At 67.3% G+C, this 21,516-nt stretch carries 21 protein-coding genes; 2 read left to right on the forward strand and 19 right to left on the reverse strand.

Annotated elements, in window-relative coordinates:
* Window positions 1-15 precede the first annotated feature (15 nt).
* The 3 genes from A6745_RS16570 to A6745_RS16580 all read right to left on the reverse strand — a co-directional run bounded on the left by A6745_RS16570 (window position 16) and on the right by A6745_RS16580 (window position 2,633).
* Window positions 16-1,185 (reverse strand): GGDEF domain-containing protein, encoded by a 1,170-nt coding sequence (locus A6745_RS16570; RefSeq protein WP_066129432.1) that lies wholly within the window; start codon window positions 1,183-1,185, stop codon window positions 16-18.
* A gap of 37 nt (window positions 1,186-1,222) precedes the next feature.
* A complete protein-coding gene (locus A6745_RS16575) occupies window positions 1,223-2,152 on the reverse strand; it encodes an SPFH domain-containing protein (protein WP_066129435.1) in 930 nt (309 codons plus the stop codon).
* A gap of 61 nt (window positions 2,153-2,213) precedes the next feature.
* Window positions 2,214-2,633 carry an NfeD family protein gene (locus tag A6745_RS16580; protein WP_066129438.1) on the reverse strand — a complete coding sequence of 140 codons (420 nt, stop codon included), beginning with the start codon at window positions 2,631-2,633 and terminating at the stop codon, window positions 2,214-2,216.
* A 158-nt stretch (window positions 2,634-2,791) separates the two neighbouring features.
* Here A6745_RS16580 and A6745_RS16585 point away from each other — a divergent pair, with 158 nt between their 5' ends.
* Window positions 2,792-3,532: a glutamine amidotransferase gene (locus tag A6745_RS16585; RefSeq protein ID WP_066129442.1), complete on the forward strand. Its 741-nt coding sequence runs from the start codon at window positions 2,792-2,794 to the stop codon at window positions 3,530-3,532.
* A 62-nt stretch (window positions 3,533-3,594) separates the two neighbouring features.
* Here A6745_RS16585 and ppsA read toward each other — a convergent pair whose 3' ends face one another.
* Window positions 3,595-5,961, reverse strand: coding sequence for a phosphoenolpyruvate synthase (ppsA, locus tag A6745_RS16590; protein WP_066129445.1), 2,367 nt, complete (start codon window positions 5,959-5,961; stop codon window positions 3,595-3,597).
* A 158-nt stretch (window positions 5,962-6,119) separates the two neighbouring features.
* On the opposite strand from ppsA, the gene ppsR reads away from it, so the two are divergent.
* Window positions 6,120-6,944, forward strand: coding sequence for a posphoenolpyruvate synthetase regulatory kinase/phosphorylase PpsR (gene ppsR / locus A6745_RS16595; protein WP_066129448.1), 825 nt, complete (start codon window positions 6,120-6,122; stop codon window positions 6,942-6,944).
* 5 nt (window positions 6,945-6,949) lie between these two features.
* On the opposite strand, the gene A6745_RS16600 is transcribed toward ppsR, so the two are convergent.
* The 15 genes from A6745_RS16600 to pyrH all read right to left on the reverse strand — a co-directional run bounded on the left by A6745_RS16600 (window position 6,950) and on the right by pyrH (window position 21,424).
* Window positions 6,950-7,345 (reverse strand): hypothetical protein, encoded by a 396-nt coding sequence (locus tag A6745_RS16600; protein ID WP_066129451.1) that lies wholly within the window; start codon window positions 7,343-7,345, stop codon window positions 6,950-6,952.
* An 88-nt stretch (window positions 7,346-7,433) separates the two neighbouring features.
* Window positions 7,434-8,216 carry a TrmH family RNA methyltransferase gene (locus tag A6745_RS16605; protein ID WP_066129454.1) on the reverse strand — a complete coding sequence of 261 codons (783 nt, stop codon included), beginning with the start codon at window positions 8,214-8,216 and terminating at the stop codon, window positions 7,434-7,436.
* Window positions 8,204-8,818 carry a ribonuclease HII gene (rnhB, locus tag A6745_RS16610; protein WP_066129456.1) on the reverse strand — a complete coding sequence of 205 codons (615 nt, stop codon included), beginning with the start codon at window positions 8,816-8,818 and terminating at the stop codon, window positions 8,204-8,206. The genes A6745_RS16605 and rnhB overlap by 13 nt, the downstream gene beginning before the upstream one ends.
* Window positions 8,805-10,019: a lipid-A-disaccharide synthase gene (lpxB, locus tag A6745_RS16615; RefSeq protein WP_066129460.1), complete on the reverse strand. Its 1,215-nt coding sequence runs from the start codon at window positions 10,017-10,019 to the stop codon at window positions 8,805-8,807. The genes rnhB and lpxB overlap by 14 nt, the downstream gene beginning before the upstream one ends.
* Before the next feature lie 142 nt (window positions 10,020-10,161).
* Window positions 10,162-10,956, reverse strand: a complete 795-nt coding sequence (gene lpxA / locus A6745_RS16620; protein WP_066129463.1) for an acyl-ACP--UDP-N-acetylglucosamine O-acyltransferase — start codon at window positions 10,954-10,956, stop codon at window positions 10,162-10,164.
* Window positions 10,957-11,412 (reverse strand): 3-hydroxyacyl-ACP dehydratase FabZ, encoded by a 456-nt coding sequence (gene fabZ / locus A6745_RS16625; RefSeq protein ID WP_066129466.1) that lies wholly within the window; start codon window positions 11,410-11,412, stop codon window positions 10,957-10,959.
* An 81-nt stretch (window positions 11,413-11,493) separates the two neighbouring features.
* Window positions 11,494-12,600, reverse strand: a complete 1,107-nt coding sequence (gene lpxD, locus A6745_RS16630; RefSeq protein ID WP_066129469.1) for a UDP-3-O-(3-hydroxymyristoyl)glucosamine N-acyltransferase — start codon at window positions 12,598-12,600, stop codon at window positions 11,494-11,496.
* A 9-nt stretch (window positions 12,601-12,609) separates the two neighbouring features.
* The gene (locus A6745_RS16635; protein ID WP_066129472.1) at window positions 12,610-13,167 is read right to left on the reverse strand and encodes an OmpH family outer membrane protein; all 558 of its coding nucleotides are present in this window, start codon (window positions 13,165-13,167) and stop codon (window positions 12,610-12,612) included.
* A gap of 117 nt (window positions 13,168-13,284) precedes the next feature.
* Complete coding sequence (bamA, locus tag A6745_RS16640) at window positions 13,285-15,672, reverse strand: outer membrane protein assembly factor BamA (protein WP_082853117.1); 2,388 nt, start codon at window positions 15,670-15,672, stop codon at window positions 13,285-13,287.
* Window positions 15,673-15,810: 138 nt separating this feature from the next.
* Complete coding sequence (gene rseP, locus A6745_RS16645; RefSeq protein ID WP_066129475.1) at window positions 15,811-17,139, reverse strand: RIP metalloprotease RseP; 1,329 nt, start codon at window positions 17,137-17,139, stop codon at window positions 15,811-15,813.
* Window positions 17,140-17,212: 73 nt separating this feature from the next.
* Window positions 17,213-18,412, reverse strand: coding sequence for a 1-deoxy-D-xylulose-5-phosphate reductoisomerase (locus A6745_RS16650; protein WP_156513431.1), 1,200 nt, complete (start codon window positions 18,410-18,412; stop codon window positions 17,213-17,215).
* 59 nt (window positions 18,413-18,471) lie between these two features.
* Complete coding sequence (locus A6745_RS16655; protein ID WP_066129480.1) at window positions 18,472-19,329, reverse strand: phosphatidate cytidylyltransferase; 858 nt, start codon at window positions 19,327-19,329, stop codon at window positions 18,472-18,474.
* Between the two features lie 14 nt (window positions 19,330-19,343).
* Entirely contained in the window at window positions 19,344-20,108 is a 765-nt protein-coding gene (uppS, locus tag A6745_RS16660; protein ID WP_066129482.1) for a polyprenyl diphosphate synthase, read from the reverse strand.
* Window positions 20,109-20,121: 13 nt separating this feature from the next.
* The gene (frr, locus tag A6745_RS16665; protein ID WP_066129485.1) at window positions 20,122-20,682 is read right to left on the reverse strand and encodes a ribosome recycling factor; all 561 of its coding nucleotides are present in this window, start codon (window positions 20,680-20,682) and stop codon (window positions 20,122-20,124) included.
* A gap of 25 nt (window positions 20,683-20,707) precedes the next feature.
* A complete protein-coding gene (gene pyrH / locus A6745_RS16670; protein ID WP_066129488.1) occupies window positions 20,708-21,424 on the reverse strand; it encodes a UMP kinase in 717 nt (238 codons plus the stop codon).
* Between the last annotated feature and the right edge of the window lie 92 nt (window positions 21,425-21,516).

The following is a 21,516-nucleotide window of genomic DNA, read 5'->3' on the forward strand; positions in this document are numbered from 1 at the left end:
GGCGGGCCTGTCCACTCAGGTCTTGTACCCCTCCGGCGGCACCATCACCAGGCAGTTGCGCCCGGCCGCCTTGGCCGCATACAGCGCCTGGTCGGCGCGCACGCTGGCCGACTCCAGCGGCTCGCCGGGTTCGCATTGCGCCAGCCCCCCGCTCACCGTGCACATCAGCGTGCGGCCTTCGTAGAAGCACGGGGTCTCCCGTACCGCCTGCATCAGCCGCTGGGCCATGTGCTGGGCCTGCAACAGTGGCGTATCGGGCAGCGCCACCGAGAACTCCTCGCCGCCCAGGCGGCCCACCACGTCCCCTGCGCGCATCGCCCCGCCCACCACCCGGGCGAAATGCTGCAGCACCGCGTCACCCGCGGCGTGGCCGTGCAGGTCGTTGATCTGCTTGAAGTAATCGATGTCCAGGGCCAGCAGCGTCAGGACCCGCTCGCCGCGCTGCGCCTGGGCGTGCAGCCGGCTGGTCTCGCGCCACCAGGCCTTGCGCGTCAGCAGGCCGGTCAGGAAGTCGGTGCTGGCCTCGCGCTCGCGGTCGCCCAGCATGCGGTCGTGGATCATCATGATGACCCCCAATGTCACGCTGGGACTCAGCAGCACGCCCAGCGTCAGGAAGGCCACGTTCCAGCCCGCCGGCGACATCAGCGTGTCCACGCTTTCCATGCCCAGCATGTACACCGCCGCACGCACCAGGTAGCCGATGGCGGCGGTCAGGGTGATGGCCAGCGTGAACAGATAGCTGTAGCGCGAGCGCACCGCAGGCAGCGCGCGCCAGATGGCCAGCGCGATGCCCCCGCTGATGAAGCTGTGCAGCAGCGACGCGGCGACGATGCGGACGTCGGTGGAGGGCCAGACGTACAGGTACAGCCACAGCACGCCCATCAGCACCGCCACCCCCACGGCCAGCAACCGCACCGGCGCGCGCTGCCCCAGGAAGCGGCAGATGCCGTAGTAATAGATGCTGTAGCCGGCCGAGATCAGCAGATTGGGCAGCAGGATCGTCAGCCAGCGGACGCTGCCGGACGCCTGTTGCGCGAAGATCGCCAGCGAGCAGATGGTCAGGACGTTGGCCCACACGGCTTCGCGGATGCCGGGCATGCCGCTGCGCGCCAGCGACCCCAGCACCGCCAGGCAGATCAGGCTGGACAGCGCAGTGAGGACGAGCAGGTTGACGGGGGCCAGCATCCAGGCAAGGCAGTCAGGCGGCGGCCCCCAGCAGCGATCAGGCGCCGCGCGTGGACTTGACGATGGTCATGGCCGACGCCACCAGGCTGCCCACGTCCGACAGGTTCGACGGCAGGATCAGCGTATTGCCTTCCTTGGCCACTTCGCCGAAGGCCTCGACGTAGCGCTCGGCCACGCGCAGGTTGAGGGCCTCCATGCCGCCAGGCTGGCTCACCGCGTTGCCCACCTGCACGATGGCCTGGGCGGTGGCGTCGGCGATGGCCAGCACGGCGGCGGCCTCGCCCTGGGCCTGGTTGATCTGGGCCTGCTTCTCGCCCTCGGAGCGGGCAATGGCCGCCTCGCGCTCGCCGGTGGCGATGTTGATCTGTTCCTGGCGGCGGCCTTCGGACGCCGCGATCAGCGCGCGCTTCTCGCGCTCGGCGGTGATCTGGGCCTGCATGGCGCGCAGGATCTCGTTGGGCGGCGTCAGGTCCTTGATTTCATAGCGCAGCACCTTCACGCCCCAGTTCAGGGCGGCCTCGTCCAGCGAGGCCACGATGGTGCTGTTGATGAACTCGCGCTCTTCGAAGGTGCGGTCCAGTTCGAGCTTGCCGATGACCGAGCGCAGCGTGGTCTGCGACAGCTGCGTGATGGCCGTGATGTAGTTGGACGAACCGTACGACGCGCGCATCGGATCGGTGACCTGGAAATACAGCACGCCGTCGACCTGCAGTTGGGTGTTGTCGCGCGTGATGCAGACCTGGCTGGGCACGTCCAGCGGGATTTCCTTCAGCGAGTGCTTGTACGAGATGCGTTCGATGAAAGGGATGACGAACCCGGCGCCTGGCGACAGCACGCGGTCGAACTTGCCCAGCCGCTCGACCACCCAGGCATGCTGCTGCGGCACGATCGCGATGGCTCGGATCAGGACCAGCAGCACCAGGAAGACGACGATGATCAGGAAGATGGTGGATGGGTCGAGCGTCATGTAAACCCCTTCTGTAAGAAAATCAGCGGATTGCGGCGGCCGGAAGGCGGCCCGGTTGGCCTCAGCGCTTGCCAGACAGCACCAGGCGCGTGCCGCGCACTTCGGTGATGAGGTAAGTGCCGGGCGCGGCGGCTTCGCCCGCGGCCAGCTCGGCCTGCCACTGCGCGCCGCGATACCAGACGCGCGCCGTGCCGGCGGGGGACCACTGCTCGACCTGCACCGTCTGGCCGATGTCGAGATTGACGTTGGCGTTGCGCGACGCATCGATCTCGCGCTTCTTGAGCACGCCCGTGCCGCGCAGCACGGCCAGGCCCGCCAGCGCGACCACGACGCAAGCCACCAGTTGCCATTGCAGCGCCATAGCCAGCGCGGCCGCCACACCGGCCGCCGCCAGCCCCAGGGCCACCAGCAACAGATAGAACGTACCGGTCATGACTTCGCCGATGAGCGCGATCGCCGCCAATCCGAACCAAACCCACATCGCAAGGTACTCCGCGCGTGAAAACATAGCGGATTGTACGGATTTCCCACAGAATGCGCCCTTGATATGCGCATTATCACGCGAGGTTTACGCATTTCCCGGCGCGGGCGCCCTGTCGCCGCCCCTTTCCTGAATCGCTTTTCAAGCCTGTAGCAGCCATGACCGCATCCCTGTCCGCCCACGCCCTGCCCGTCCTCATCCTGCACACCGGAGACCCGAACGACACGCTGCGCGCGCGTCACGGAGGGTATGGCGAGCAGTTGCGCGCCGCCGCGGGCCTGGCCCCGGAGCAGGCGCAGATCGTGCCGGTGTTCCGGGGCGAGCGGCCGCAAGCCCCGTCGGCCTACCGCGCCGCGCTGATCACGGGTTCGCCGGCCATGGTCACCGACCACGAGCCCTGGAGCGAGGACACGGCGCAATGGCTGCGCACGGCCGCCGCGGCTGGCCTGCCCATGTTCGGCGTCTGCTACGGCCACCAGTTGCTGGCCTACGCGCTGGGCGGCGAGGTCGGCGACAACCCCGCCGGCCGCGAAGTGGGCACGCAAGCCATCACGCTGACCGAGGCCGGCCTGAACGACGCCATGCTGCAGGGCATGCCCGAGCATTTTCCGGCGCAGACGGTGCACATGCAGACGCTGCTGCGGCTGACCGACGGCGCCCGGGTGCTGGCCCGCTCGGCCATGGACCCCCACCAGTTGATCCGCTGGACGCCCACTTGCTACAGCGCCCAGTTCCACCCCGAATTCGGCGCCGCCTTCCTACGCGAGCATCTCGAGTACTACGCCGAACCGTACGGCCGGGAAGGCATCGACGCCCAGGCGCGCGCCCAGGCGGTCGGCGACACGCCGCAGGCCGCCACGCTGCTGCGCCGCTTCCTGCGGACCTGCGCGGCCGCCTGAACCTTGCGCTGAACCGGCAAAGCCTAACGCAACGGCCCGCGTCCGCAGCCCTGCCCGGCGGCTTACTTCGCCGCCAGCTTCTGCCAGGTGTCGACCACGGTGTCGGGGTTCAGCGACATCGACAGGATGCCTTCGTCCTTCAGCCATTGGGCGAAGTCGGGGTGGTCGCTGGGGCCCTGGCCGCAGATGCCGACATACTTGCCGGCCTTCAGGCAAGCCTGGATGGCACGCTGCAGCATGAACTTGACGGCTTCGTCACGCTCGTCGAAGTCGGCGGCCAGCAGCTCCATGCCCGAGTCGCGGTCCAGGCCCAGGGTGAGCTGGGTCATGTCGTTCGAGCCGATCGAGAAACCGTCGAAGTACTCCAGGAACTGCTCGGCCAGGATGGCGTTGGACGGCACTTCGCACATCATGATCAGCTTCAGCTCGTTCTCGCCGCGCTTGAGGCCACGGGCGGCCAGCAGGTCGACCACCCGGGAGGCCTGGCCCAGCGTGCGCACGAACGGCACCATGATCTCGACGTTGGTCAGGCCCATTTCGTCGCGGACCTTCTTCAGCGCTTCGCACTCCATGCGGAAGCACTCGGCGAAGTCCTCGGCGATGTAGCGCGACGCGCCACGGAAGCCCAGCATGGGGTTCTCTTCCTCGGGCTCGTAGCGCGAACCGCCCACCAGCTTGCGGTACTCGTTCGACTTGAAGTCGGACATGCGCACGATGACCGACTTGGGCCAGAAGGCCGCGGCGATGGTGGCGATGCCTTCGGCCAGCTTGTCGACGAAGAAGGCGCGCGGGCTGGCGTAGCCACGAGCAGCCGACTCGACGGCCTTCTTCAGCTCGCTGTCCACGTTCGGGTAGTCCAGGACCGCCTTCGGGTGGATGCCGATGTTGTTGTTGATGATGAATTCCAGGCGGGCCAGGCCCACGCCCGAGTTCGGGATCTGGGCGAAGTCGAACGCCAGTTGCGGGTTGCCCACGTTCATCATGATCTTGATGTCGATGGGTGGCATTTCGCCGCGGCGCACTTCTTCCACTTCGGTCTCGATCAGGCCGTCGTAGATGCGGCCTTCGTCGCCCTCGGCGCACGAGACGGTGACGTTCTGGCCTTCCTTCAGGATGTCGGTGGCCTCGCCGCAGCCGACCACGGCCGGGATGCCCAGTTCACGCGCGATGATGGCCGCGTGGCAGGTGCGGCCGCCACGGTTGGTGACAATGGCGGCGGCGCGCTTCATCACCGGCTCCCAGTTGGGATCGGTCATGTCGGTGACCAGCACGTCGCCGGGCTGCACCTTGTCCATTTCGGACACGTCGCCCACGATGCGCACGCGGCCGGCGCCGATCTTCTGGCCGATGGCCCGGCCGGTGACCAGCACCTCGCCGGTGGCCTTCAGGCGGTAGCGCTGCTGCACGTCGGCGGCGCCTTGCTGCGACTTCACCGTTTCGGGGCGAGCCTGCAGGATGTAGATCTTGCCGTCGACGCCGTCGCGGCCCCATTCGATGTCCATCGGGCGCTTGTAGTGCTGCTCGATGATGACGGCGTAGCGGGCCAGTTCGGTGACTTCCTCGTCGGTCAGCGAGTAGCGGTTGCGCTCGGACACGGGCACCTCGACGGTGCGCACGGCGCGGCCTTCGGTGCGCTCGGGGTCGAATTCCATCTTGATCAGCTTCGAGCCGATGCGGCGGCTGACGATCGGATAGTTGCCCTTTTCCAGCGCGGGCTTGAACACGTAGAACTCGTCGGGATTGACGGCGCCCTGCACCACGGTTTCGCCCAGGCCGTACGACGAGGTGATGAACACCACGTCCTGGAAGCCCGATTCGGTATCGATGGTGAACATGACGCCGGCGCTGCCCTTGTCGGAGCGCACCATGCGCTGCACGCCGGCCGACAGGGCGACCTCGGCGTGGGCATAGCCCTTGTGCACGCGATACGAGATGGCGCGGTCGTTGTAGAGGGACGCGAAGACGTGGCGGATCTTGTCCAGCACGTCGTCGATGCCCACGACGTTCAGGAAGGTTTCCTGCTGGCCGGCGAACGAGGCGTCGGGCAGGTCTTCGGCGGTGGCCGACGACCGCACGGCGAACGAACCCTTGCCATCGGCATCCAGCGCGGCGAAGGAATCACGGATGGCCTTTTCGAACTCGGGCGACAGCGGGGCCTCGACGATCCATTGGCGGATCTCGGCGCCGGCCAGGGCCAGTTCGCGGACGTCTTCGGGGTTGAGCGTGGACAGGCGCTGGGCGATGCGGGCATCCAGGCCCGAGGCCTTGAGGAAATCGCGGAAGGCCTCGGCCGTGGTGGCGAAGCCGCCCGGCACGCGCACCCCCGCGCCCGCCAGTTGGCTGATCATTTCACCAAGCGATGCGTTCTTGCCTCCTACCGAGTCCACATCCGTCATGCGGAGCTGCTCGAACGAAACGACGTACGACATTGAAGTCACCTTTTACAATGGAATGAAAGCGAGTTTGGTCAGGGCAGGATCTGCTGCGCTGACCAAACTGGCCTGGACGCCCTTGGGGTGACTTTTAAGGGGCAGATTGTACCCGGTTGCGGCCTACAACTCCCTTTCCTGGTTGGAATCTCTTACACATGAATGACACGACCCCACTTCGCACCGTCTACATCGTTTCGGACAGCACCGGCATCACTGCCGAGACCTTCAGCAATTCGGTGCTGGCCCAGTTCGACCAGGTGCGTTTCCGCCCCGTGCGCGTGCCGTTCATCGACACCCTGGACAAGGCCGAGGACGTCGCCGTGCGCATCAACAAGAATGCCCAGGAAAACGGCGTGCCGCCCATCGTCTTCAGCACCCTGGTCAATCCCGACATCCAGGCCCGCGTGCGCCAGGCCAACGGCATCTTCCTCGACCTGTTCGGCACCTTCGTGTCGCACATCGAGCAGGCATTGAACCTGAAGTCCAGCCACTCGATCGGGCGCTCGCACATGGCCGCCGATTCCGAACGCTATACGCAGCGCATCGACGCGATCAATTTCAGCCTGGCCCACGACGACGGCCAGTTCATCCGCCAGCTCGACGAGGCGGACGTCATCCTGGTGGGCGTCTCGCGCTGCGGCAAGACCCCGACCAGCCTGTACCTGGCCATGCAGTACGCGGTGAAGGCGGCCAACTTCCCGCTGACGCCCGACGACTTCGAGCGCGGCCAGTTGCCCAAGACCATCGCGCCCTACCGCAAGAAGATGTTCGGCCTGACCATCCAGCCCGAGCGCCTGTCCAAGGTCCGCAACGAGCGCCGCCCCAACAGCAAGTACGCCGAACTGGAGCAGTGCCGCTACGAAGTGGCCGAGGCCGAACGCATGATGCGCCGCGAAGGCATCTCGTGGCTGTCCACCACCACCAAGTCGATCGAGGAGATCGCCACCACGGTGCTGCAGGAAGTCGGGCTGGATCGCTGACGGCGTCAGAAGCCCGTCTGCAGCGGCGCGCGCACCGGCTTGCTCAGGGACAGATAACCCTTTTCGCCAGGCAGGTAGAAGCCGATCAGTTGGCCGGCCAGGATGACCGGAAAGGCCTCGCCCCGGTAACCGCCTTCCAGACTGAACATGTCGTCCACGCGGCGATAGACGTCGCCGCGCGGAATGGCGCCGATCTTCTGCCAGCGCGAGCCGGCAGGCAGGTTGATGATGCCTTTCGGCAACTGCACCTGTACGGGATCGACGAGGCTCACGGGCCGGCGCAGCTCACTGGCCGGCACTGAGACGTAATTGGCCGCGGCACGGGTGTCCAGTCCACCGCAGCCAGCCAGCAGCGCCGACAATCCGATGGCGACGACGAGGGTACGGGCGTGCAGGGTCATGGCGGCGTTTCCGGCTGGTTTTGCGAATCACGCCAGTATAGGGGGCAGCGGCCGCGCCGGCTGCGAAGGCAGCCGCCGGGAAGGCTGCCTAGCCGGCGCGCCTGAAGCGCCGGCGCTGCTCGAACAGGCAGATGGCGGCCGCGGCCCCCACGTTCAGCGACTCGACCGCGCCTGCCTCGTGCGCAATGCGCACCCGCAACGCCGCCGCCTCCAGCAGTTCGCCGGCCACCCCCTGGCCCTCATGGCCGAACACCCAGGCGCAGCGTTCGGGCAGGTCCGCGTCGTACAGATCCTGGGAACCGTCCAGCGCCGTGGCGATGAGCGGCACCGACAGCCGCGGCAAAAGGGCCGCGAGATCCACGTGTTCGTGGATCTGCATCGCGAAATGGGCACCCTGCCCGCTGCGCAGCACCTTCGACGACCAGGCGGCCGCGGTGCCGGTGGCCAGCAACACCCGCGTCACGCCGGCGGCCGCGCAGGTGCGCAGCAGCGTGCCGACGTTGCCCGGGTCCTGGATGCGGTCGAACAGCACGCAGCTTTCGTCGATGCGCGCGGGCAATTGCGGCTCGGGCGGCCGCACCGCGAAGACCACGCCCTGCCCGCTTTCCACGCTGGCGATGTCGCGCAGCACGCGGCTGTCCAGCCCATGGCAGCGGGACTCGGACACCCTGGCGGCCAGCGCGCGCAATTCGGGGCGGTCCAGGCGTTCGGCGTCGAAGACCGCCTGCTCGGGTTCACCGTGATGATCGAGCCAGGCCTGGCACAGATGCACGCCGTCCAGCAGCACCCATTCGCCGCGCCGGCCCGTCCCCGCGGCCAGCTTGCGCAGCGTCTTGACGACCGGATTGTCTCGCGAAGTCAGATGGCGCATGACGGAAGGTCGAATGCCTTGATGGGCGCGAAACTGCGGCGATGTTCGGGACACGGGCCGAAGCGCCGCAGCACGTCCATGTGCTGCTTCGTGCCATAGCCCTTGTGGCGGTCGAAACCGTATTCGGGATACAGCGTGTGCAGGCGCAGCAGGTCGGCGTCGCGCGCCGTCTTGGCAAGAATGGAGGCGGCCGAGATGGCCGGCACCGTGGCGTCGCCCTTGATGACCGTCTGCACCGCGCACGACAGCCTGGGCGCCTGGTTGCCGTCGATCAGCGCCAGCTGTGGCGCCGTCGCCAGTCCCTGCACCGCCCGTTGCATGGCCAGCAGCGTGGCGCGCAGGATGTTCATCGAATCGATCTCCTGGACCGTGGCGAAGGCGACGCACCAAGCCAGCGAATTCGCCTTGATTTCCTCGGCCAGGGTTTCCCGGCGCTCGGCCGCCAGCACTTTCGAGTCGGCCAGGCCGCCGATCAGGCGGGCCGGATCCAGGACGACCGCCGCTGCATAGACCGCGCCGGCCAGCGGGCCGCGCCCGGCCTCGTCCACGCCGGCGATGACGGTGGGCAGGGCCAGACCGGAGAAAAGCTCAACTTGCGCCATGCGCCACCTCGAGTATGGCCTGCGCCGCCAGGGCCGGCGTATCGCGCAGCAGTTCCTGGTGCAAGGCGGTGAAGCGGGCTTCGATTCGCGCGGCCTGGGCGTCGTCCGTCAGGGCCGACCAGGTGGCGGCCTCGAGCGCGTGCGGCGTGGCGTCGTCCTGCAGCAGCTCGGGCACCGCGAAATCGCGCAACAACACGTTGGGCAAGCCCACCCAGGGCAGATAGGGGCGCTGCTGGCCGGACTTCCACGACATGATGCGCCGCATCCAGGGCGACAACACGTACGAAATGACCATGGGCCGCTTGTACAGCGCCGTCTCCAGGGTGGCGGTGCCGCTGGTCACCAGCACGGCATTGGCGGCCTCCATGGCCGACCAGGCGATGGGCTGCGCGGCCTGGCCTTCGGCGGGCGCCTCGGCCATCACGCAACGCAGTCCCGGCACGGGATGCTGCGCCAGCAGGGCCTCGAACTCGGCGCGGCGCTGTTCATTGACCATGGGCACGATGCATTGCAGCGCCGGATCTCGCCGCAGCAGCCCCTGCGCCGCCAGCAGGAAGCGCGGGCCCATCAGGCGGATCTCGGACCCGCGGCTGCCGGGCAGGATGGCCAGCACACGGGCCTGGGGATCGATGCCCAGGCGCTGGCGCGCGGCCAGTCGGTCCGGCTGCATGGGAATGGCGCCCGCCAGCGGATGGCCGACGTACGTGACCGGCACGCGCTCCTTGCGGTAGATCTCTTCCTCGAACGGAAACAGCACCAGCATGTGCGAGACCGATTCGCGGATCTTGTGGATGCGTTCATAGCGCCAGGCCCAGATGGACGGGCCGACGAAATGCACCGTGGGCGTGCCCGCCTGCTTCAGTTGCCGCTCCAGGCGCAGGTTGAAGTCGGGTGCGTCGATGCCGACGAACACCGACGGCGGCTCGGCCAGCCAGCGCTCGCGCACGTTGCGGTACGTGGACAGCAGGCTGGGCAGCCGCTTGAGCGCATCGACGTAGCCGAACACCGTCAGCGCATGCATGGGATGCCAGGTGGCCAGCCCCTGCTGCGCCATGTGCGGGCCGCCGATGCCCTGGAAAGCGGCGCCGGGTTCGCGCTGGCGCAGGCCCGCGATGATGCGGCCGGCCAGCAGGTCGCCGGAGGGCTCGCCGGCGACCATGCCGATCACCGGCCCGCCCGAGTCGTTGCGTTGCGAGGTCATGCGGTCCCTTCGGCGCCCGTCATGAGGGCGCCCATGAAGCAAAAGCCGCCATCGCGGCGGCTGGGAAGGTCGAGTCGGGCGCGGCGCGCACCGGCCGCCGTCTCCCCGAGGGGAAACGCGCCCCAGGGGAGGATCGTGTGCCTCATGGCCGGATCAGGCCCCGTGTGGAGGCATCGATGAAGTCGAGCATGACCTGCAACTGATCGGCCACTTCGGGCTCGCTCTGCTGGCGGGCGCGGAGTTCGGCGCAGGCCTTTTCCAGCGTCAGGCCACGGCGGTAGATCGACTTGTAGGCATCGCGCAGCGCCGAAATGGCGGCGGGGGTGAAGCCGCGGCGCTTCAGGCCCTCGATGTTGATGCCCACCGGACGGCACGGATTGCCCGCGCTCAGCACATAGGGCGGCGTATCCTGCATCAGGGAGCTGTTGCCGCCCGTCATGCTGTGCGCACCGATCTTGCTGAACTGGTGCACGCCCGTCAGGCCGCCCACGATGGCCCAGTCGCCCACGTGCACGTGGCCGCCCAGTTGCACCGAGTTGGCCAGGATGGTGTTGTTGCCGACGTGGCAATCGTGCGCGATGTGCACGTACGCCATGATCCAGTTGTCGTTGCCGATGGTGGTGACGCCGCCGTCCTGCACCGTGCCGGTGTTGAACGTGGTGAATTCGCGCACCGTGTTGCGGTCGCCGATGACCAGCCGGGTGGGCTCACCGGCGTACTTCTTGTCCTGCGGCATGCCGCCGATGGAGCAGAAGCGGTAGAAGCGGTTCTCGCGGCCCACCGTGGTCACGCCATCGAACACGCAATGCGGACCCAGCTCGGTGCCGGCGCCGATGGTGACGTCGGGCCCGACCACGCAATACGGGCCGATGCGAACCGTCGGATCGATCCGCGCCGCGGGATCGACAACTGCGGTGGGATGGATGTTTCCGCTCATTTAGTCTTCCAGGCTGCGGATGGCGCACATCAGTTTGGCCTCGGCCACGAGCTGGCCGTCGACCAGTGCGCGTCCCTGGTACTTGCAGATGCTGCGGCTCAGGCGCTCGGCCTCGACTTCGAGGCGAAGCTGGTCGCCCGGCACCACCGGACGCCGGAAACGCGCGCCATCGACGCCCACCAGATAGTACGCCGTCTTGGTGCCGTCGCACTTCAGGCCGCCCTCTTCGTCCGAGAACGAGAAGATGGCCGACGCCTGCGCCAGCGCCTCGATGATCAGCACGCCCGGCATCACGGGATGGTGCGGGAAATGGCCTGTGAAGAACGGTTCGTTGATCGTGACGTTCTTGATGGCCACGATGGACTTGCCCGGCACCATTTCCAGTACCCGGTCGACCAGCAGCATCGGGTAGCGATGCGGCAACCGGTTCATAATCCCCGCGATGTCGAGTTCCATGTCTTTCTCGTTCCTGCTCAGTCAATGAAGGTGACGGCGCATGCGCGGCGCGCCCGCGAAGCTGCTTCGCGAGACGGCCGGCTACGCCGCCGAATCTTTTTCCAACGCGCGAATCCGCTGGCGCAATTGGCCCAGCTGGGAAATCACCGCGGCATTGCGTTGCCATTGGCCATGTTCGGCGTAAGGATACACGCCCGTGTACTGGCCCGGTTTGGCGATGTTCGAGGTGACGGCGGTGCCCCCCGAGATATGTACATCGTCGGCCAGCGTCAGATGGCCCGACAGCATCGAGGCGCCGCCGATGGTGCAGCGCTGGCCGATGACGGTGGAGCCCGCCACGCCCACGCAGGCCGCGATGGCCGTATGCGCGCCGATGCGCACGTTGTGCGCCACCATGATCTGGTTGTCCAGCTTGACGCCGTCGCTGAGCGTGGTGTCTTCCAGCGCGCCCCGGTCGACCGTGGTGTTGGCGCCGATCTCGACGTCGTCGCCGACCCAGACTCCGCCCAGTTGCGAGATCTTGGTCCAGGCTCCCTTGCCCAGCGCGGGGTCGGGCGCGAAGCCGAAGCCGTCGGCGCCCAGCACGGCGCCGCTATGGATGATGGCGCGCGCGCCCACGCGCACGCCGTGGTAGAGGGTGACGCGGGCATGCAGGCGGCAATCCGGTCCGAGCTGCGAGCCACGGCCGATGACGCATCCCGGCCCGAGCACGGTGCCGCGTCCGATGCGCGCACCGGACTCGACGACGCACTGCGGGCCGACGCTGACGCCAGCCTCGAGGATGGCGTCGGGCGCGACCACGGCCGTGGGGTGCACGCCGACGGGCTCGTCCGGACGGCCAGCGGCCTCGAACCATTGCGCCAGGCGGGCGTACAGCAGATAGGGATTGGCGCAGACCACCAGCACGTAGGGCACCACGGCGTCTTGCGCGCGCAGCGCCTGGACGGCGGCGGGCGGGACGATGACCGCCGCGGCCCGGGTGCCCGCCAACTGCGCCTGGTAGCGCTTGTTGGACAGGAAACTGATTTCTTCGGGACCGGCGCCCGACAGGGTGCCGATGCCACGAATACGGGGAAGGTCATTCCCCGCGGCGTTGCCTTCTAGCTGCCAGTCCAGGCCCTGGGTATCGGCGCTGGCCAACAGGACATCGAGGGTCGGCGCATGAGCGAGGTCCAGCAGAACCGGCATGGCTATGGATCAGCGGCCCAGGCTCTGAATCACCTTGTCGGTGATGTCGACGCGCGGATTGACCGTGACGGCATCCTGGACGATCAGGTCGTAGTTCTCTTGCTCGGCGATACGCTTGATGGCCTCGTTGGCCTTGGTCACGATGGACGAGAATTCCTCGTTGCGGCGGCGGTTGAAGTCTTCCTGGAATTCGCGGCGCTTGCGCTGCAGATCCATGTCCAGGTTGGACAGTTCACGCTGACGCGACACACGGTCGGAATCGGACAGGACGGGAGAGTCCTTGTCGAACTTCTCGGCCTGGGCACGCAGGTTCGTGCTCATGCGCTGCAGCTCGTCGTCGCGGCGCTTGAACTCGGACTCGATCTTGGTCTGGGCAGCCTTGGCCGGGCCCGACTCGCGCAGGATGCGTTCCGTATTCACGAAGCCGATCTTGGTGCCTTGGGCTTGAGCCTGTGCGGCACCGGCGGCCACGGGCCCCAGCAGCAGCGCACCCGCCAGGGCGACCGCCATGCCAAGTTTGCCGCCGCGGACGGGAGCCAGGGTTTTGAGTGCAAAATCAGACATCATGAAAATCTCACCTTCGAATGAGGTAAAGCAAAGCGGACAAGACGATATTGTGCCATTAAACAACAGCGGCGCCGGGCCGCTGCCGTTTTTCCCATGTTTTCATGCGTAACCGCGCAATCAGAACCCCGTACCGATCTGGAACTGGAAGCTCTGCTTGTCGTCGCCCGGCTTGGCATTGAGCGGACGCGCATAGGACAGTTGCAGCGGGCCCAGCGGCGACTGCCACGACAGGCCCACGCCCGTCGAATAGCGCCAGCCGCACGGATCCTCGACCAGGTCGCCGGGCTTGCCGCCCGAGCAACCCACGCCGCTGCTGGACGAGACCTGGCCCGCATCGGCGAACAGGAACCAGCGCAGCGTACGGTCGCGCGAGGCGCCCGGGAACGGCAGGTAGAGCTGCAAGTTGCCCACCAGGCGGCGCGAACCGCCCAGGTAGTCGCTGGTCTCGGGATCGCGCGGGCCCAGCGAGGCGCCATCGTAGCCGCGTACCGTGCCGATACCGCCCGCGTACACGTTCTTGATGATCGGATAGTCGTTGCCGCCGTAGGCGCGGCCGTAGTCGGCCATGCCGTTGAACGCCAGCGTGTACGACCGGCCCAGGGGCAGGTAGTACTGCTGCTGCGCGGTCAGCATGTAGTACTTCAGGTCCACCGTGCCGAAATCCCCCTTCAGGCGCGTGTACGAACCCTTGGTCGGCGCCAGCGCGCTGTCACGCGTATCTTTCGACCAGCCCGCGTTGAAGATCACGGAGTTGGTCTTGTCGCCGTACTGGTCGACGAAATTCTTGTAGGCCAGGGGCGAGTTGCTGTACAGGCCGATCTGGTTGCGTTCGAGGTTGGCGCCCAGGAAGACGCGGTCGTATTCCGAGATCGGCACGCCGAAGTTCATGCCCAGGCCCATGGACTTGACGCGGTAGTCGCCGTCGTTGTTGTCCCAGGGCTCGGTGGTGCGGTAGTAGATCGACGTGGTGCGGCTGATGCCGTCCTTCGTGAAGTACGGATCGGTATGCGACAGCACGGCGGCGCGGTTGATCGAGCTGGTGTTCACCTGGAACGTCAGGTTGGTGCCGCTGCCGAACACGTTGTCCTCGCTGATGCCAGCCGACAGGATCGCCTTTTCGGTCGAGCCGTAGCCCACGCCCAGGTTGATCATGCCGGTGGGCTTTTCCTTCACGTCGACGTTGACGTCGACCTGGTCGGGAGAGCCGGGCACGGGATCGGTCTTGACGTTGACTTCGTTGAAGTAGCCCAGGCGATCGACGCGGTCGCGCGAGACACGGATGTCGCCCGCGTCGTACCAGGCCGATTCCTGCTGGCGCACTTCGCGGCGGATGACCTCGTCGCGGGTGCGCGTGTTGCCGCCCACCTGGATGCGGCGCACGTACACACGGCGGCTGGGGTCGACGTAGAACGTGACGTCGGCCTCGTGCTTGGCGCGGTCCAGCTGCGGGTTCGGGTTGACGTTGGCGAAGGCGTAGCCCAGGTCGCCCAGGTAGTCGGTGATGGCCTTGGCCGAGGCGTTGGCCTGGGCGGCCGAGAAGACCTCGCCCGGCTTGACCTGCACCAGGTTGTTGATTTCCTTGTCCAGGCCCAGCAGGTTGCCCGCCAGCTTGACGTTGCGGACCTTGTAGGGCTCGCCTTCGTGCACGGTGATGGTGACGAAGATGTCCTTGCGGTCCGGCGAAATGGTGACCTGCGGGGGTTCGACCGAGAATTCCAGGTAGCCCTGGTCGAGGTAGAACGAGCGCAGGCGCTCGACGTCGCCCTCGAGCTTTTCGCGGGAATACTTGTCGGTGTTGGTGTACCAGGTCAGCCAGCCCGGCGTGGTCAGGTCGAACAGGTCGGTCAGGTCGCTTTCCGAGAAGGCCTTGTTGCCCACCACGCGGATTTCGCGGATGCGGGCCACGTCGCCTTCGAACACGTCGAAGCTGACGCCCACGCGGTTGCGTGGCAGCGGCGTGACGGTGGAGGTGACCTCGACGCCGTACTTGCCCTTGCCCAGGTACTGTTCCTTCAGTTCGTACTCGGCGCGTTCGAGCATCGACTGGTCGAAGATGCGGCCTTCGCCGAAACCGACCTGGTTCAGCGACGTGGTGATCGCCTTGCTGTCGAACTCGCGCATGCCCGAGAAGGTGATCGAGGCGATCGTCGGGCGTTCCTGGACGGCGATCACGACGACGTTGTTGTCGGTGCGGATCTGCACGTCGCTGAAGAAGCCGGTGCCGTACAGGCGCCGCACGGCTTCGGTGGCCTCGTCCTCGGTGAAACGGTCGCCCACCTTGACCGGCAGGTAGCCGAAAACGGTGCCGGCATCGATACGCTGGATGCCTTCGACGCGGATGTCACGGACCACGAAGGGGTTGAACGCCTGGGCGATCGACGGAACCAGCAACGCAGCGGCAAGCAAGGTCGGCGCGAACACCTTGCTTATCGGCCGCAGGCCACCCGCCGTCAAACCCCGTTTCGTCCAGCCCTGTTCAAACTGAATCTTCCGGCGAAAAGACATCCTTGCGTATCCTTGGTAGAGCAAATAAGGCCCCCACGCGCCCCCCGCGGCTCAGGCGCCCGGAAAGCACGGTTTCCAGTCGCCTTTTCGCCCATGAGCGGCCCCGCGGCAAAGCCGTGGATTTTATTCGATTCGCGGCTAGGTGAACAGGCGCGAGAAATCGTTGAACAATGCCAGCCCCATCAGGCAGGCCAGCAATCCGATACCGGCCCGTTGCCCCATATCGATCCAGTGATCGGATAGCGGACGGCCCCGCACGAATTCGACGAGATAGTACAGCAGATGGCCGCCATCCAGCATAGGAATGGGCAAGAGGTTCAGTACGCCCAGGCTGATGCTGATCAGGGCCATGTAGGCGATATAGGCAGCCAGGCCGATACGGGCCGTCTGCCCGGCGTAGTCGGCGATGGTGACCGGGCCGCTGACGTTGCGCCACGAGACCTCGCCCATGACCATGCGGCCCATCATGCGCAACGACAGCAACGCGGTGTCCCAGGTGCGCTGCGCGCCGCGCCAGACGCTTTCCAGCACGCCATAGCGCACCGTGACCATGGGCAGGTCGCCGCCCACCTGCACGCCGATGCGGCCGATGGTGCGGCCCTCGACGGTCTCGGGCTTGGGCGTGAGGGCCAGCGACAGCGCCGCGCCGTCGCGCACCACCGCCAGGGCCAGCGGCTGGCCGGGATGCTTCTGGATCTGTTCGATCAACTGTCCGGCGTCCGGATCGCGCAAGTCGCCTGCGCCCACGATGCGGTCGCCCGCGCGCAGGCCGGCGGTCTCGCCGACGCTGTCGGCAAACACCTCGACCACCACCGGCTTGGGCCGGGCCAGGCCCAGGCCCGTGTTGGCCAACGGGTCGTGAGCGGGATCCATGTCGCCACCCGCGATCTGCAACGTGCGCTGCTGGGCGGCGCCGGCGGCGGTGCGCACGTCCAGCATGGCCTGGCCGCCCGAGGACAGCACGTCCAGCAGGTGCCAGCGTGCGTCGTTCCAGGATTCGACGGGCTTGCCATCGACCGCCTGGATGCGATCCCCCGCCTGCACGCCCGCCTGGGCGGCGGCCGTGCCGGCCGCCGGTTGCGCAAGGATGGGCGCGGGCTCTTGGGTGCCGGCGATGTTCAGGCAGGCATACAGGAAGACGGCCAGCACGAGATTGAAGACCGGACCGGCCGCCACGATGGCGAAACGCCGGCCGACCGGCTGGGCATTGAAGGTCTGCTTCACCTCGGAGGCCGGCGCGCCCACCGGGGCGTCGTCCTGCATCTTGACGTAGCCACCCAGCGGAATGGCGGAAATGGCCCATTCGGTGCCATTGCGATCGACGCGCCGCAGCAGCACCTTGCCGAAGCCGATGGAGAAGCGCAGCACGCGCACGCCGCACAGCCGCGCCACCCAATAGTGGCCCAACTCGTGGAAGGTGATGAGGACGCCCAGCGCGATGGCGAAGGCAAGCAGCGTGAAAAGCATGGTCGGGCTTCCGAAGGCGTGTCCGAGACCGAGGATTCGAAACCGGCGGGCGCCGGGACCTGCCATAGATCCCTTACACCACTCCCAGGTTCCCCGCATAGGCGCGGACTTCGGCATCCAGGGCGAGCACGTCGCCCAAGCTGGCGAGGGTAACAGATGATCGACCCGCCTGCCACTCGATGGCCGCCTGGATCACCCGGGGGATCCAGGTGTAGGGCAGGCGGCCCTCCAGGAAGGCCTGCACCGCCACCTCGTTGGCCGCGTTCAGCGCGACGCTGGCCGCCTGGCCGGCGCGCAGCGCCTCGAAGGACAGGCGCAGACAGGGAAAGCGGTCGAAATCGGGCGCCTCGAAATCCAGCCGCCCCTGCCGGGCCAGGTCCAGCCCCCCCACTCCGCTGGCGATGCGCTCGGGAAAGCCCAGCGCATACGCGATGGGCGTGCGCATGTCGGGCTGGCCCAGTTGCGCCAGCACCGAGCCGTCCTCGTACTCGACCATCGAGTGGATGACGCTCTGCGGATGCACCACCACCTCGATACGGTCGGGCGGCATGGCGAACAGCCAGTGCGCCTCGATGACTTCGAGGCCCTTGTTCAGCATGGTGGCCGAATCGACCGAGATCTTGCGGCCCATGCTCCAGTTGGGGTGGGCGCAGGCCTGTTCGGGCGTGACGGATTCCAGGTCCGCCGGGTCGGCGCGGCGGAACGGCCCGCCGGACGCCGTCAGCAGCAGACGCCGCACGCCGAGCGCGGGCTCGGTGGGCGCGCTGGCGCGGGCGCCGTGCGGCAGGCATTGGAAGATGGCGTTGTGCTCGCTGTCGATGGGCAGCAGCTCGGCGCCGCTGTCGCGCACCGCATTCATGAACAGCGGGCCGGCGGCCACCAGGGCCTCTTTGTTGGCCAGCAGCACGCGCTTGCCGGCCCGGGCCGCGGCCAGCGCGGAGGGCAGGCCGGCGGCGCCCACGATGGCCGCCATCACCGTGTCGCACCGGCTGTCGGCCGCCGTGTCGGCCAGCGCCTGGGCGCCCACGCGGACTTCAGGAGGCTGCCCCGCCCCGTTCCAGGCCGCCAGGAAGCGCGCGCGGGCCGCGTCGTCGGGCACCACCACCACGGCGGCGCGGCTGGCCGCCGCCTGCTCGGCCAACTGTTCCATGCGGCTGTGCGCCGACAGGGCATAGACCGCCATCCGCTCGGGATGGCGGGCGATCACATCCAGGGTGCTGACCCCGATCGAACCGGTCGAGCCAAGCACGACCACGCGTTGCATTGCGTTCACTGATACCTCTGCGGCCTGCGGCAGGCATGGGCCCTGTCAATCATGGGAAGGCCCTGGTCTCAAGACATGACGCCGGACAGCAGCAGCGCGACCGGCATGACGGGAATGATCGCGTCGATGCGGTCGTAGACGCCGCCGTGGCCCGGCAATAGCGAACTGGAATCCTTGCGGCCGGCCCGGCGCTTGAGCAGGGACTCGAACAGATCCCCCATGATGGCGATCATGCCCAGCAGCGCGGCCAGCGGAATGGCGCCCCAGACGGTCCAGCGCTCGACCAGCAAGGCGCCGAAGGTGCCCTGCCACAACGCGGAAAGCAGGATCCAGACGACCGCGCCCGCCACGCCGGCGACCGCGCCCTCGATGGTCTTGCCGGGGCTGACGCGCGGCGCCAGCTTGTGCCTGCCCAGCGCGCGGCCCGCGAAATAGGCGGCGATGTCGGCCACCCAAACCAGCGCCAGCAGGGACACGACGAACATGCCGCCATAGGCAAGATACATCAGCGCCAGCACGGCCCAGCCGGTGAGCAGCGCCAGCGGCGCGAACAGCGACCACCCCATGTTGCCCGGCGGCGCGTCGGCGCGCCCCTTGACGACGGCGCCGGCAGCGAACACCAGCCACACCAGGGCCGATGCCGGCGCGAGAACGGCCGACACGAAGCGCTGCAGGGGCAAGGCGAGATCGCCGCCCTGCACCCACAGGCCGGCGGTGCCCAGCATGACCACGAACAGCAGGATGCCGGTGGCCGGGGCCGTGGCGCGCGGCAGTTCCTGGGGCAGCGTCAGGCGCAGCCACTCCCAGGCCGCGCAGGCCGTGGCCAGGGCCAGCAGCGACAGGAACCACATGGGCTGATCGGAAGCGAGCGCGCCGGCCAGGATGGCCAGCAGCACGATGGCGGTCAGAATGCGCTGGCCTAGCATGGGCGGGACTCCTTTCAGCGCGGCGCGTCGCCGCGCACCTGGGCGCTGGTGCGGCCGAAACGGCGCTCGCGCGTGCGATACCACTCGAAGGCCGCTTCCAGCGCCTCGGCGCCGAAATCAGGCCAGTACAAGTCGGTGAAGTACAGCTCGGTATAGGCGAGCTGCCAGATGAGGAAATTGGAGATGCGCTGTTCGCCGCCGGTGCGGATGAACAGGTCGGGCTCGGGCGCCCAGGACATCGACAGATGCGAGGCCAGCTCGGCCTCTTCGATGCGCCGCGGATCGGCCGCCAGCTCGGGACGGGCGGCCAGCATGGCGCGCGTGGCCTGCAGCACATCCCAACGCCCGCCATAGTTGGCGGCGATGGAAAGATTCAGGCGGTCGTTGTGCGCGGTGCGGGCCTGCGCGGCATCGATCAGCTCGCGCAGCCGCGGCTCGAAGGGGGACAGGTCGCCCACCACCCGCAGCCGCACGCCTTGATCCTGCAACTTGTCGACCTCGCGCTCCAGCGCCTGAACGAACAGGCGCATCAGCAGCGACACTTCGTCCGCCGGACGCCGCCAGTTCTCGGAACTGAAGGCGAACAGCGTCAGGTAACGCACCCCGGCGCGCCCGCAGGCCTCCACCACGCGGCGCACCGCCTGCACGCCCTTGGCGTGGCCGGCCGTGCGAGGCAGATGACGGCGCGTGGCCCATCGGCCATTGCCATCCATGATGATGGCAACGTGCTCGGGAATCGCACCGGTCTCGGGAACCGCCTGGGTGGAACTGATGGCCATGTAATGGACAGGCTCAGACCGTCATGATCTCGGCTTCTTTCTGGGCGACCATCTTGTCGATGTCGGCCACGAAGCGGTCGGTGAGCTTTTGCACGTCGTCCTGCCCGCGGCGCTCGTCATCCTCGGAGATGGCCTTGTCCTTGACCAGCTTCTTCAGGGTTTCGTTGGCTTCACGGCGCAGGTTGCGCACGGCGACCTTGGCGTCCTCGCCTTCGCTCTTGACCACCTTGGTCAGGTCGCGGCGGCGTTCCTCGGTGAGCGCGGGCATCGGCACTCGGATGCTGTCGCCCAGTGCGACCGGATTCAGGCCCAGGTCGGATTCACGAATGGCCTTCTCGATCGGGCCGGCCATGTGCTTCTCGTACGGCTGCACGCTGATGGTGCGCGCGTCGACCAGGTTGACGTTGGCCACCTGGCCCACGGGCACCGGCGAGCCGTAGTACTCGACATGGACGTGGTCCAGGATGCCGGTATGCGCGCGGCCGGTACGGATCTTGGCCAGATTCGTCTTCAGGGTTTCCAGGGACTTGGTCATCCTGGATTCTGCGGACTTGCGGGTATCTGCGACGCTCATGGTCTTTTTCCTTGCTTTCTTGGACTTAGACGTGGACCAGGGTGCCTTCGTCCTCGCCACCGACGGCGCGCTTGAGCGCCCCCGATTTATTGATCGAAAACACCTTGATGGGCAGTTTCTGGTCACGGCACAGCGCGAAGGCCGTGGCATCCATGACTTCGAGACGACGCACGATGGCTTCGTCGAAACTGATGCGCGAATAGCGGGTGGCGGTGGGATCCTTGTTGGGGTCCGCACTGTAGATGCCGTCCACCTTGGTGGCCTTCAGCACGATCTCGGCGCCGATCTCGGCGCCGCGCAGCGCAGCGGCCGTGTCGGTGGTGAAGAAGGGGTTGCCCGTGCCGGCGGCGAAAATCACCACCCTGCCTTCTTCGAGGTAGCGTAGGGCCTTGGGACGGATGTAGGGTTCGACGACCTGGTCGATGTTCAGGGCCGATTGCACGCGGGTATCGACACCGCGGTGCTTCAAGGCGTCCTGCAAGGCCAGGGAATTCATGATGGTGGCCATCATGCCCATGTAGTCGGCGGTGGCGCGGTCCATGCCCTGCGCACCGGGCGCGACGCCGCGGAAGATGTTGCCCCCACCGATGACGATGGCCAATTCGACGCCGGAGGCCGCAACCTCGGCAATCTCCTCGGTCATGCGGATGATGGTGCCGCGATTGATGCCGAACGCATCCTCGCCCATCAGCGCTTCGCCGGAAAGTTTGAGAAGAACCCGTTTGTAAGATCTGCTGCTCATAGGCGATATCCCGAAGAACGATCCGACGAAAGTGTATGACAAGAAACGGGCCGGGCCCGGCAACCGCGCTGGCGGTCCCTGGGCACCGGCCC

Origin of the sequence: Bordetella ansorpii, assembly GCF_900078705.1 — a bacterium.
GTDB classification, from domain to species: Bacteria; Pseudomonadota; Gammaproteobacteria; order Burkholderiales; family Burkholderiaceae_B; genus Bordetella; species Bordetella ansorpii_A.